The 12,098-nt window shown below is 52.7% G+C and carries 13 protein-coding genes and 1 riboswitch; all 13 genes read right to left on the bottom strand.

The window, feature by feature from the left end:
• Window positions 1-19 precede the first annotated feature (19 nt).
• The 13 genes from uraH to MYS68_RS10560 all read right to left on the bottom strand — a co-directional run bounded on the left by uraH (window position 20) and on the right by MYS68_RS10560 (window position 11,813).
• Window positions 20-379, bottom strand: a complete 360-nt coding sequence (gene uraH, locus MYS68_RS10620; protein WP_248925817.1) for a hydroxyisourate hydrolase — start codon at window positions 377-379, stop codon at window positions 20-22.
• Window positions 376-1,353, bottom strand: a complete 978-nt coding sequence (pucL, locus tag MYS68_RS10615; RefSeq protein WP_248930871.1) for a factor-independent urate hydroxylase — start codon at window positions 1,351-1,353, stop codon at window positions 376-378. Before pucL ends, uraH begins: the two co-directional genes overlap by 4 nt.
• Window positions 1,354-1,358: 5 nt before the next feature.
• On the bottom strand, window positions 1,359-1,892 hold the full coding sequence (uraD, locus tag MYS68_RS10610; RefSeq protein ID WP_248925816.1) for a 2-oxo-4-hydroxy-4-carboxy-5-ureidoimidazoline decarboxylase: 534 nt from the start codon (window positions 1,890-1,892) through the stop codon (window positions 1,359-1,361).
• Between the two features lie 225 nt (window positions 1,893-2,117).
• Window positions 2,118-3,263, bottom strand: coding sequence for an MFS transporter (locus MYS68_RS10605; protein WP_248925815.1), 1,146 nt, complete (start codon window positions 3,261-3,263; stop codon window positions 2,118-2,120).
• 48 nt (window positions 3,264-3,311) lie between these two features.
• Window positions 3,312-3,890, bottom strand: coding sequence for a PadR family transcriptional regulator (locus MYS68_RS10600; protein ID WP_248925814.1), 579 nt, complete (start codon window positions 3,888-3,890; stop codon window positions 3,312-3,314).
• 142 nt (window positions 3,891-4,032) lie between these two features.
• Window positions 4,033-5,574, bottom strand: coding sequence for an MDR family MFS transporter (locus MYS68_RS10595; RefSeq protein WP_248925813.1), 1,542 nt, complete (start codon window positions 5,572-5,574; stop codon window positions 4,033-4,035).
• Window positions 5,575-5,605: 31 nt separating this feature from the next.
• Window positions 5,606-6,277 (bottom strand): polymer-forming cytoskeletal protein, encoded by a 672-nt coding sequence (locus MYS68_RS10590; RefSeq protein ID WP_248925812.1) that lies wholly within the window; start codon window positions 6,275-6,277, stop codon window positions 5,606-5,608.
• Window positions 6,278-6,293: 16 nt separating this feature from the next.
• Window positions 6,294-6,974 (bottom strand): hypothetical protein, encoded by a 681-nt coding sequence (locus MYS68_RS10585; protein ID WP_248925811.1) that lies wholly within the window; start codon window positions 6,972-6,974, stop codon window positions 6,294-6,296.
• Window positions 6,975-6,986: 12 nt separating this feature from the next.
• On the bottom strand, window positions 6,987-7,610 hold the full coding sequence (locus MYS68_RS10580) for a YhbD family protein (RefSeq protein WP_248925810.1): 624 nt from the start codon (window positions 7,608-7,610) through the stop codon (window positions 6,987-6,989).
• 86 nt (window positions 7,611-7,696) lie between these two features.
• Window positions 7,697-9,049, bottom strand: coding sequence for an FAD-dependent oxidoreductase (locus MYS68_RS10575; protein ID WP_248925809.1), 1,353 nt, complete (start codon window positions 9,047-9,049; stop codon window positions 7,697-7,699).
• A gap of 53 nt (window positions 9,050-9,102) precedes the next feature.
• On the bottom strand, window positions 9,103-9,717 hold the full coding sequence (locus MYS68_RS10570; RefSeq protein WP_248925808.1) for a PadR family transcriptional regulator: 615 nt from the start codon (window positions 9,715-9,717) through the stop codon (window positions 9,103-9,105).
• Between the two features lie 61 nt (window positions 9,718-9,778).
• Complete coding sequence (locus MYS68_RS10565) at window positions 9,779-10,288, bottom strand: ADP-heptose synthase (RefSeq protein ID WP_248925807.1); 510 nt, start codon at window positions 10,286-10,288, stop codon at window positions 9,779-9,781.
• A gap of 94 nt (window positions 10,289-10,382) precedes the next feature.
• A complete protein-coding gene (locus MYS68_RS10560; protein WP_248925806.1) occupies window positions 10,383-11,813 on the bottom strand; it encodes an NAD(P)/FAD-dependent oxidoreductase in 1,431 nt (476 codons plus the stop codon).
• 52 nt (window positions 11,814-11,865) lie between these two features.
• Window positions 11,866-11,964: riboswitch (purine riboswitch) on the bottom strand.
• Window positions 11,965-12,098 lie beyond the last annotated feature (134 nt).

Genomic DNA, 12,098 nt, shown 5'->3' with positions numbered 1-12,098 from the left:
GCGATGGATTCGTCTGAATCTAGCTCCCCCGGTAAGTGCTGTACCCGCCGGGGGCGACAAGCAGCGGAACGTGGTAGTGCTCCGTCGGATCTGCGATGACAAAGCGTATCGGCACCTGATCCAGAAACGGCGGCTCCGCCAGCCGGACACCGCGCGAGCGAAAGTAATCGGCGACATAGAAAACGAGCTCGTACTCCCCTGCAGCCATCTCCTCCGACTCAAGCAGCGGACCTTTCAAACGCCCGTCTCCGCCCGTCACCTCTTCGCGCATCAACGTGCGTCGGCCCGCTTTTTCGAGGTGCAGCAGCTGCAGCCGCATGCCGGGAGCGGGTCCGCCGGCGGAGAGGTCCAGCACATGGGTCGTCAGCCGCCCGCTCATGACAGCCTCGTTGCCGCAGCTTCCCCTTTGGCGGCAGCGCCCGCCAAATCCCGCTGCGTCATCGAGAAGCCCTGGAAGCCGTATGGCGGCCGCGATTCCGTATACACGGCGGCCTCCTCGTCCGGCGCCTGAGACATGACGGTCTCCCACGTGCGATTGTTCGACTCGAAGCTCACTTCCGCTAGCTGCGGGAAGCGCTCCAAAATCCGCAGCCCGATATGATAGATGAGACTTTGAATCGAAGCGCTGCTCAGCTCGTGGAACACAGTCTGGGCAATATCGCGAATTTGCTCCGCAGCGACGTACATGTCTCCGCCTGCATCGAGCGCATTCTCCGCATTCTCATACGTCCAATTTATGTTCAAAAAAATAAACAACGGCCGATCGGACGTTTCCGGCAGCGTCGTATATTCGTCGCGGACGAAGCCTGCGAAAGAGCTGCCCTTCAGCTTGATCAGCTGCAAATCGGAGATCGTCCCCCGCAGGCTCCTTACGATGTTTCCTTCCGGCGCCCGCTCGACGTCGACCTCGAACGTGCCGTGATCGTTATGCGAACGGCGGTAAACAAGACCGCTTTCGGCGAAGGTCCCGCCCGTTTGCGAAACTTGTACACCGTCAAACGGGATGCGGTCCGCGATCAAATGCACGCCCGTCATTTGCGGATAACGGTCCAAAAACTTGCAGGCGATAAAATAGAGAAACGATTCCACCGTGCTGCCTTTAAAGTCGGCCGCATGGCGCAAAATGAAATTTTTCATCGAATCGGTGGCGACCACCATCGTATTGTCCGCTTCCGTAAAGGAAGGCAAAAAAGCATCCCCCCTGACGGCGATTTTTACATTTAAAGCGAAAATGGCGTTTTCGTTTCCGGCAAAGCTGGATTCCGGGATCGGTTTGACGCGCAGCGGTTTGGCGTAAGTGCGGTAAACGAGCACATCTCCTTTGCCGTAATACATGGTGCGGTTGTTTGTCATCGGATTCACAGGGATCCCTCCTCGTTAATATCGGCGGCAATCGTATCGGCCAGGCGGAAACGGGCGATTTTGGCGATCTCGCTCAGCGCTTTCCGGCGTTCTTCCTCCGGACTCGAACCGAGTCTTTGCAGCATGGAGGCCATAATTTCCCCCTTGTTCCGCCCGCGAACGGCCATGATAAAAGGAAAGCCGAATTTCGCAGTATATTCGCGATTGCACGCGGTGAAGCGCTCATATTCCTCGCCGCTGAGTCCGGTGAGGCCGGCTTGGTGCTGCTCGCTGACGGAGGCGGCGCTCATTTGCAGCTTGCTGGCCAAATCGGGATGAGCCCGAATAAGCGCCAGCTGCTCCTCGTCCGAAGCCAGCTCCACGGTTTCCGTCATCCTGGCATGCAGGTGTTCCATATCGGCGAACGGGCGATGACCGTAACAGCGCTCCGCGACCCAAGGCGAGTGCTCGAAAATCCATCCTAATGCGGAAACGAACGAATCCGGCTTCATCCCATTGATTTGCTCGATCGTATATTTTGGCGATTCCACAGATCATCCCTCCATTCCCGCGATGGTTGTTATTCGTTGTTCTAACTATAGGTTAAATTTCATTTTAACGTCAATAAATATGACATACAATTGTGCATCATCACAAATTAGCCGGATTATTTTGTGCCTTCTTCGCCGAATAACTGATAAATGTTATATAATATGACATTGTAAACATTAAAAAAAGCCGGACCCTTAGTCCGGCTTATGTATCATTTGCACTATTTACGCTTTTGCGCGCACCGCTAACATCTGTCTTACAAATGCCGCAAAAATCAATAACGAAACAACGACCGACACGCTGCTGACCGTAAACAAAGCCTGATATCCCGTATGCTGGGAAACCCAGCCCAGCACAATGGAGCCAAGTCCGATGCCGAGGTCAAAAGCGGTCATGAAGGAAGCGTTGGCGACCCCCTTCTTTTCCGGGTGGGCCAGCCGCAAGTTCGCCGCGGATAAAGCAGGCTGCGCCGAGCCAAACCCGATGCCGTATAAAATCGCCGAGCAGACGACGCCAAGCAGCCCTTGCGAAACGCTTAATACGAGAAGCGCCGCCGCCGTCACGACAAGCGAAGGAACGATGACGGCCGTTTCGCCGTACCGGTCCGAAAGCTTACCCGCTACAGGCCGGATGACGGTGAGCGCCACTGCGTATACCGTAAAGAAAATGCCGGAATTCACCTGGATCGATTGGGCGAACAGCGGTACGAAAGTCGTGATCCCGCCATAAGCGCAGGCAAGAAAAAAGATCGACACCGTAACGGAAAGCAGCGATTTATCGAAAAAAACCATCCGTTTTGCCGCTCCGCCCGGTTGAAACGGGATTTTCGCCACAAACGCCATCAGCAGCGCGGCTGCCGCTAAAATCGCCCCGGACAGAAACAGCCCGTGGAACGAGTAACTTTGCTGTATCCAGATACCCAGCATCGGCCCGACCGCCATCGCCAGCGTCATCGCCATGCCGTACCAACCCATCCCCTCTCCCCTGCGGGAGACGGGGATAATATCGGTGATCGCCGTCCCGACGGCCGTTGTCGAAACGGCCCAACTCATGCCGTGAATAATCCGCAGCACGATCAAAATCGCAATGCCGCCCACCCAGCTGTACGTATACATCGATAAGATAAATAAAACGAGTCCCGCCAAAATAAACGGCCTGCGGCCGTAACGGTCAAGCAGCCCCCCGACGATCGGACGAAAAACGACGGCAGCCAGCGTAAACGTGCCAACCACGAATCCGATCTGCGCTTCGCCGCCTCCCAACTGTTTAATATACAGAGGAAACGTCGGAAGCAAAAAGTAAAACCCGGTAAACAGGAAAAACATCCCCAGCGTCATTTGAATAAACGGCTTCGTCCATAAACGTTCCACTTGCATTCCTCCCGAATTGAAATAAGCAGTTGCCTGTCTCGGCCAAAGTTAACGGCTCTTACCGCCGTTTTCCTGAGGATCCGGCGGATCGCCGCCGCTCTTGATCCGTTCGATCTCCTCCGTCAACCAGGCGATGTCCGCCAAAGCGACATGCTTGCGATGCTCCAGCATACGCATAACATAAATAAGGATATGCTCGTCGTTGTGTTTTTTGGAAAACATTTGCAGGAGCGAATTGACGTACTTCAGATTATACCGGACATACTCCATGTATTGTTCCAGGCAGGCGATTTGTATGTCCTTCGGAACATATCTGAACAATGCCATCTTCAGGTGAAAAATGAGCTCCGTATCCAGGTTATGTTCGAGCGGGCTCAAAATCAGCACATGAAATCGTTCGCGCCCGGCATCCGTAATCGAGTATATTTTCCGCGGCCTGCCTCCCTGCTGCTCCTCTTCCAGCCGAAGTGTGATCCAGCCGTTCTCCGCCATTCTGGAGAGCAGCGGATACAGCGTTCCCGAGCTGATTTGCCGGATCGGACCGACCGTATGCTTCAGTCTCTCCTGCAGCAAATAACCGTGTTTGTCCCCGGACATAAGCTGGCCCAACACAAAGAGTTCGTACATTTTCAACCTCCTGTCATATGTCTTATCGATATGTCGTCACGATAGATTATATGTCGTCGCGACATAAAAAGCAATAAGCCGGCATCCAAAGCATTAAGCTTAGGATACCGGCTTATCGTTTTTTTTGTAGAGTGAGAAGCCATTATTGCCCGCCGCTCCATTCCGCTTTTGCTCCCGCCGGTTTGCCTGTTTGGTTCTTAACCGGAAACGTCATCCGGGCATCCCCCATAAACAGGACCGCGACGAAGGCGAGCACGGCCGGAATAAGCGCCCACAGAAACATGGTCGTGATGGAGGACGACAAAAATTGGACAATGTGATCCATCATTTCCTTCGGAATCGCCGCCCTTTTCTCGGGAGAAAGCAGCTCGCGCGTACTGCCGAACGATTCGCCGGCCGCTCCTCCGAACGCGCCGCCCAGCTTGCTTGCCAGCAGGTTCCGCTGGACGATTCCGAACACCGTTAGTCCCAATGTCATGCCAAGCGAACGGACGAACGCCATCGTTGAATTCGCCGAACCTCTTTGGCGCATGTCGAAGCTGTGTATGCCCGCCATCCCGAGCACCGAGAACGAAAAGCCGACGCCAAAACCGGCGACGATCATGTAAACGGTGAGCAGCCACTTCGGGGTTTCCGGAGTGATCGTACTGAGCAGCAGTGTGCCGCAAATAAATACAATTGCAGAGAATATCATAATATTTCTGAAAGATGTTTTTGATGATAAAATACCTCCGATTTGCGACGCCACCACCGAACTTAACGTCATCGGCAGCAGAACGAGGCCTGAATTGGTCGCCGTCCCTCCCGTTACGCCCTGTACGTAAATCGGGATATACATCGAGAAGGTGATGAAGCCCGCGCCGTAAAACAGACTTGTCAGCGTGCTTGCCGCAAACAGACGCTTGCGGAACATCGCATAGGAAATAATCGGTTCCTCCGCTTTTGTTTCCGCGTACAGGAACACCGCCAATAGCAAGGCTGCTGCTGCAAACAATCCGATGATAAATGAGGAGTTCCATGCATACTGCTGCCCTCCTAGCTCAAGCGCGAACATAAGGCAAACGACCGAGCCGACGAGCGTCCCCGCCCCCCACCAATCGATCCGCTGCTTGGAGTGTTCCATCGATTCATGATAGAAAAAGATAATCAAAGCGAGCGCAATTAGACCGATAGGAAGGTTGATGTAAAAAATCCAGCGCCACTGCATATAGTCCGTGATATATGCGCCGAGCAGCGGGCCGAGCAAGCTCGACGCCCCGAAAACCGCTCCGAACATGCCGCCCATACCGCCCCGTTTTTGCGGAGGGACGACATCAAACATGATCGTAAAGGCGATCGGCATCAAAGCACCGCCGCCAATCCCCTGGATGGCGCGATAAATGCTCAATTCGACAATATTCTGCGCCGTACCGCATAAAACGGAGCCGAGCAAAAACAGGGAGATGCCCAGTACAAAAAATCGTTTCCTTCCGTACATATCCGAAAGCTTGCCGAACACCGGCATTGCGGCCATCTCGGCTACGAGATAAGCGGAAGTCACCCAAACGAACTTGTCGAGACCCCCGAGTTCGGCAACGATCGTACCCATTGCAGTTGCAACGATCGTGTTATCGATCGCCGCCGCGAAAATCCCAAGCAGCAGCCCGGCAATGACAAGACCTAATTTGTTTTGTGGCAGTGCCATCGTAATTTTTCTCCTTTTCAATAAATGGAAATTATACTTTTTCTTCCTGCAGAACGATCGAAGTTCCGTCTTTTTGCAAGCTGATCCGGTACTCCACATGCCCGATATGGCATCCCGGTCCGATAACCACCTTGTTCCCTCTGACGATATCCGCCTTCGTATGCTCCAAATACAAATCGTCCCCTTCGATCGTCTCCGCCGTAAGTCCTGAAGGGCCTTCGCCGGTGAACCACATCTTCACCGCCAGCCATTTTTTAAGGCGAACGGTGATGCGCCCGCCACCGACTTCCTTGGCGCGGCATGGTCCGAACGGATTGATGTTGACCTCATCGGCATTTAACAGACCATTGATCTCAAAAGCTCCGTTCGCAAGGAACCGGTCTGCCTCGCAAGTCCCTTCCGCCTGCAGCATTCCGTCCAGCTTGACCGTTTTTCCGCGCACGGCCCCTTTCACCTGAAGTTGTCCGACGACCCGCAGCTCACCGCCCTGTAAATCTCCGTCAATGGAAGCATCGCCAAGCAGCCGGTACCGCTCGGCTTGAACCGCCCCCTTCACGGAACAATTCCCCGTACAGTGAAACGACTCGCATTCCACCGATCCTAGCACATGACCTTCGCCCATAATGGCGACTTGCTGAAAAACGCCGCCTGAGACCGATCCCACACCCGTAATTTTCATCTTTCTATTTGCAGTCTGCACCATTGCCATTTCCTCCCGTTCAGCCTTTGATTTGCTTGTTTACTTTAGCCCCCGTCTGCACGAGCAGCTCCGTACGGTACTCCACACGTTCGATCCGGCAGCCGGGTCCGATCACAATGCGGTTGCCGCGAACGACATTGGCGGTCGTATGTTCCAAATGAATGTCGTCTCCTTCGATCGTCCCCGCTTTTAACCGGTTGTCCCAAGAAGGAGCAATCCATTTAAGCAGCCCGCTCCATCGGTTTTTCTTCAATTTTTTCACACGGATCAATTCTCCGCCGATTTCTTTCGCCTGCCCGCGTCCGTACAATCCGATATCGATCGTTCCGGCATTAAGCAGACCGTCAATGGCAAACCCTCCTTCGACGGCGAACCGTTCCGCTTCACAATCGCCGTTTACGTTAATCATCCCATTTAGTCGGATATCGTCTCCCAGCAAACAGCCATTCAGGTTTGAAATCCCTTCAATGAGGACCGACTTTGCGGTTACGCTGCCCTCCCCGGTCATTCTGCCCTTCATCTCAAAACGGGAAGCCACCAGATTCCCTCTGATCGTACCCATCCCGTTTAACTTGAACGTTTCGCACATAAGGTCGCCATCGACCTTGCCGACTCCTTCGATCGTCACCGAGCGGTATTTGCCGCCGGATGCGTTCGCCATGCCATTCAAATTCAAATCCGGATAATCCGACGCATTCATCGGCCATGCCTCCTAAAACAGCTTTATTTTTAACTCCTCCATACATTCCGAAATGGATAACCTCGCCACGACTTTCACGCCGCTCTCAAAATACAGCTCGCCCGGGACGGACTGCAGCGCGAAGGCGGATACGCCCATTTTGCGAAAGAAAACGAGATCGCATGGTTTGCCCTGGAATTTCCCGAGATGTTCGCGAATCGTACCCAGCAGCAGCTCTCCTTCTTCGAGGCTCATCTCCCCGGCTTGCAGCAGCTTGTCGATCACATAAAAATGCAGCATCTGATCGAACGTAAACGGCGCGTCATCCCATTGCTTGCTTGCGTACCGGTCCATCACAATTTTCGAAACAATGTTACGTTTAATAATCTCATCTTTTCGCAAACTGAAGTCATACAAATGAGGCGATAATTTATCGGCCAGCTCATCCAACGACAAGTCTTCCTTCAAGTTGATGATTTTTTCAATACGGGCCAAGATCAGCTCTTTCGGAAAAAACGTCTCCTGCCCGGTAAATGTGGACTTCCGGATGAACCAATCTTCCGGAATCAGCTGCTTCCGCTTCCAGCGGTACAGCTGGCCGTACGAGATGCCCGTCAGCTCAAGCAGTTCTTTTTTGGAAATCAATTCACGTTCCATATTATCTCCTCCGTGATTAACGTAACATAACACTGTTACGTTGTAAAGAGGCGTTAAGCCGTCACAAGAGTAAATCTTGCGTTTTGTCAGTCGGATGACTCCCGATTCGCTCCGCGGGAATGGCTTAAGTTCGCCGCCATTTTCTTTTTTAGCGGCGGAAGATGATTAACCATGCGCATCCCTGTTCTCATGCATGCCAGCGCAATGCGTCCTACTACCGGTTTATGCATGACCGTGTTGTCATCCATTTGTTTTCTGGAATCGATGACCGCCTCGAAGCCATACTTGATCATTTCAGTCTCGTATTCGCGGAGAGCCTGTATCAACGATTTTCCCCCGCCGCGGGCTTCGATCAATTTGCGGCAAAGCGATGCGGCATCCCGCAAAGCCGTATTCGCCCCGATTCCCCTGCCTGGCGTCATCGTATGAATGGCGTCGCCGAGTAATGTGACGGAGCTCGTCGGCCAAGGCTCGATGGGCACAGAGGTGCGAATGTTTACCGTGAAAATGGTGGTCGGATCGGATAAACTGAACATTTTGCGAAGCTTCGGATCCCAGCTCTCCGTCATCCCGAGCACCATCCGTTTCAGCTGTTCCCCGTCCTTGATCTCCAGCGGATTGGCCGGAAAGCTGCGGCGGGACGCCCAAAATCCCCACATGATGTAATCCCGGGTGTTGTCGTACAGCAGACCGGGCCACCTGGAGAGCAGCTCAGCATCGTTGCCGCCTATGCCGTTTTTAACGCCGCCGTGGTCCCATTTGAACTCCATCGCGTGCAAAATACATCCGTACGCTTTCGGCGCCATAATCATCGTGATGCCGTTGAACACTTTATGCGTCAGCAGCGATTTGGTTTCTTCGGTTATCGGCAGCTTGCCCCCGATGCTTATAATACCCGTCTCCTCCAATTTGGCGTGCGGCAAAAGCTGTTTGCGGACGGGCGAATTGGAGCCGTCCGCACCGACCAGGAGGTTGCCGGAGGCGCTGGTGCCGTCTTCGAAAAATGCGGTAACCGTGCCATCCTCGTTTTGCTCGTAGCGGGTAAACTTTTTATCAAAATGGACGATGTCTTCAAGTCCTGTCAGCAGTACCTGCCTCAGCGTCATCCGGCTGACCGACTTTTCTTCATTTACCGGGTCGTGTCCGGTTTCCAGCTCCAGGCTCAGCACTTCCGAGTATCGTTCGGTGAGCATATTGAAAAATTTGGGCGCCCGCGCACAGGTTGCGACGAAAATGTCAAACAGCTCGGACGGAAGGCATTCCTTCAAAGCGCGGCTCCCGTCGGGGCTGATCCCGACGCGGTAACCTTGAAGCCCGCCTGTGCGGGTCCGATCTCTTTCGTAAACTTCCACCTGGATGCCTGCTTTTTTCAGGCCGTGTGCGAGACATAACCCGCCGGTGCCGGCGCCGATGATCAACACTTTGAACTGATCTTTCATAGTAAATCTTTCTCCTCTCCATGAATGAAGTAACCGCAGCAGGCAGCTGCCATTCAACCGTTTTTTAAGCGGTTCGAAACTTCTTCGAGCCATTCCTTGCTCCAGCTCAGCGCCCCGGTCCGAAGATCGCCAACAAGGGAGCGCACCCAGTCGAGCTCTGCCACAGTAATAGCCCGTTTGTATTCCACCTCCAAAAAAAACAATCTTGGTATAATGTCTTGATGTGTGACAAATACTTCATCCAGACGGGACAATTCCTTTGTCAAGGCTTCCATTCTTTTTTCAAGCTGCTGCAAAGCATCCTCGCTGGTAAGAGCAGCAATAGTCGAGAGAGCCGCGGGAAACTCCGGAAATTCCTCCTGGGGCGTGGAAAGCATCTCCCTCACCCAAATTTGAAGTGTGGATTGGCCTTCTTCCGTTGCCTCATAGATCGTCCGGTCCGGTTTTCCCTCTTCCCGGGAAGTTTCCCGAACGGAAATAAGTCCGTCCCGCAGCAGGCGTTCGATCGTTTGGTAAATACTCGTACGTTGGCGTACGTTAATGACTTCATCCTTTCCTCGTTCTTTGATCAGCTGCTGCATGCGGTAAGGGTGCATCGGCTCTTCAACAAGAAGGGCGAGTATTGCCATAGCTAAAGGGGAACGTTGAGATTTTTTAATGTTCTTCATAGTCATAATAATACTATTCATAATATGACTATGTCAATAGGCAAAAAAAATCCCAGTTCTTTTACAAGAACTGAGAATCTTCCTCCAATGCAAATTCAAAATCTTCAATGTCGAACACCTGAACCGGTATCGCCGCTTCGATCACTTTGTCGGTAAACTCGAGCTGATCGGTCAGGACCGGTATTTGTTCCTTAAGCGCCGTCAAAATCAGCTCGGTTTCGATCGGATCGATCGCCTCTCCGTATTCGGCGTTGTCAATCGCGTTCACCACAATAAACGATACTTTATCGTTAATCGGGAGCGGCGGACTTTCCCGCCAAGGCGCAGCCAGTGCGCGCTCCAGCTTTTTCTTGTTAAACGATTCTTCGAAAAAAGCGATCAATTCGCCGATTTTTTGCTTGACATGAGCATCATCTCCCGGATTCGGCATGACCGGGTCGTTATGCTGCTTCATTTCGTACAATTCCATGATCGTGGAATAAGGGATTACGTATTCCACGTCCGTAGGCGGAATGAGCAGTTGCCCGTATATCGTCACCATTACGGCTTCAATCACAAATCGCCGAGGCATCGAAGCGCCCCTCCTCTTTCGCAATGTCTAGATTCTTCTAGTATCATAATACCACAAGAGGGTCGTGTCCACTCTTTTTGTGAAAATCCGCCAATTACATCCGCTCGATTACGTTTCTTGCGATCCACACACCCGCGGCTCCGGCTTGTGCGAGACCTCTTGTAATTCCGGCTCCGTCACCGCCGCAGAACAGACCGGCAATCTCGGTTTCGAACGACGCAGACAGCTTCGGCCGTGCCGAATAGAACTTCGATTCCACTCCGTAAAAAAGCGTATGTTCCGAAGCGATACCCGGCGTCACTTTATCCAGCGCCTCCACCATCTCGATCAAACTTTTCATCGTATTGTAGGGCAGCACAAGCCCGAGATCCCCCGGAACCGCTTCATGCAGCGTCGGCTCGAGAAAACCTTCCTTGATCCGATCCGCCGTAGACCGTCGTCCCCGCATAATATCTCCGAACTTTTGAACGATCACACCGCCGCCAGATAAGTCATTCGCTCTTTTGCATATTTCTCTTGCATATTCGTTCGGTTTATCGAAAGGTTCGGTAAATTTATGCGATACGAGCAGGGCAAAATTCGTATTGCGCGAGCCGAGCGCCGGGTCCTTGTATGAATGGCCGTTCGCAGCCATGACGCCGCTGTGGTTTTCCACGACGACGTGGCCGGACGGATTGCTGCAAAACGTGCGGACCCGCGTACCGACCGATGTATTAAAAATGAACTTGCCTTCGTACAAATGTTCGTTGATTTCGCGCATGACGACATCGGACGTTTCCACCCGCACGCCGACGTCGACCTGGTTATTGTACATTTTCAGCCGCCGCTTCTTCAGAATGCCCGTCAGCCACGCCGATCCGTCGCGCCCCGGGGCGATCATGACGAAATCGCTAAAGTGCACGTCTCCGCTTTTCAGTTGGATTCCCTTTATCTTGTGTCCGTCCTTCGTTCGCTCGGTCACGATGTCTTCCACTTCCGCTTTGAACGTCATGTCGATACGGGTCTTCAAATATTCATAGATCGATTGCAAAATCTGCAGGTTCTGCTCCGTGCCGAGATGCCGCACCTGGGCGCGCAGCAGCTTCAAGCCTGCCGCATAACCGCGCTGCTCGATATTTTTAATCGCGTCTGTCGTCGGATCTGTGATTGATTCCGTCGCTCCATGCTGCAGATTAATGCGGTCCACGTAGTGGATCAGCTCCAGCACCTTGGAAGGTGCGATATAATCGGTCATCCAGCCGCCGAATTCGGTGGTGATGTTGAATTTGCCGTCGCTGTATGCTCCCGCCCCGCCGAAGCCGCTCGTAATCGAACAGGCCGGCAAGCAGCCGGCAAATTCCTTTTTCCCTGCCGGAGGTGGACACAGCTTGATCTTTTCCTCTAAAATCGGGCAGCTTCGGCTGTAAATATCATGCCCTTTATCGATCAGCAGCACCTTGGCGTTCGGCTGTTTCAGCGTCATCTCGTAGCAGGCAAAAATACCCGCAGGCCCTGCACCCACTACAATCAAATCGTAATTGCTCATGATCGTTCCTCCGTTTCTATTCTCGGACGCAAAAAATCCCGGCTCCGGCAGGTACACGAATGCACCTGTTCGTAGCCAGGAATTTACGGCTCCTTGTAGAAACCCCCAGACCGTATCTCGGGGATATACGAACAAACGGAAAGCGCTATGATTTCAAGTCCTTCTCGATCATACACGAACCTAAAACCGTTGTCAATGGGTCAACGTTCGGATTTATGCAATTTACATTGCGGATTAATGTATTCTAATTCCAATATCGCTCCGTTTGACGAATGTTTCTTTTTT

It is taken from the genome of Paenibacillus hamazuiensis, assembly GCF_023276405.1.
Lineage (GTDB): Bacteria > Bacillota > Bacilli > Paenibacillales > NBRC-103111 > Paenibacillus_AF > Paenibacillus_AF hamazuiensis.
The sequence above is the reverse complement of the archived record's forward strand: the minus strand, read 5'-3'. Positions and strand labels throughout refer to the sequence as shown.

Coding starts and splice junctions, on each gene's coding strand:
- MYS68_RS10560 (WP_248925806.1), bottom strand. CDS start 11,813: ATGAGCAATTACGATTTGATTGTAGTGGGTGCAGGGCCTGCGGGTATT.
- MYS68_RS10575 (WP_248925809.1), bottom strand. CDS start 9,049: ATGAAAGATCAGTTCAAAGTGTTGATCATCGGCGCCGGCACCGGCGGG.
- uraH (WP_248925817.1), bottom strand. CDS start 379: ATGAGCGGGCGGCTGACGACCCATGTGCTGGACCTCTCCGCCGGCGGA.
- MYS68_RS10590 (WP_248925812.1), bottom strand. CDS start 6,277: ATGGTGCAGACTGCAAATAGAAAGATGAAAATTACGGGTGTGGGATCG.
- MYS68_RS10600 (WP_248925814.1), bottom strand. CDS start 3,890: ATGTACGAACTCTTTGTGTTGGGCCAGCTTATGTCCGGGGACAAACAC.
- MYS68_RS10595 (WP_248925813.1), bottom strand. CDS start 5,574: ATGGCACTGCCACAAAACAAATTAGGTCTTGTCATTGCCGGGCTGCTG.
- MYS68_RS10565 (WP_248925807.1), bottom strand. CDS start 10,288: ATGCCTCGGCGATTTGTGATTGAAGCCGTAATGGTGACGATATACGGG.
- MYS68_RS10580 (WP_248925810.1), bottom strand. CDS start 7,610: ATGGAACGTGAATTGATTTCCAAAAAAGAACTGCTTGAGCTGACGGGC.
- MYS68_RS10570 (WP_248925808.1), bottom strand. CDS start 9,717: ATGAAGAACATTAAAAAATCTCAACGTTCCCCTTTAGCTATGGCAATA.
- pucL (WP_248930871.1), bottom strand. CDS start 1,353: ATGACAAACAACCGCACCATGTATTACGGCAAAGGAGATGTGCTCGTT.
- MYS68_RS10585 (WP_248925811.1), bottom strand. CDS start 6,974: ATGAATGCGTCGGATTATCCGGATTTGAATTTGAATGGCATGGCGAAC.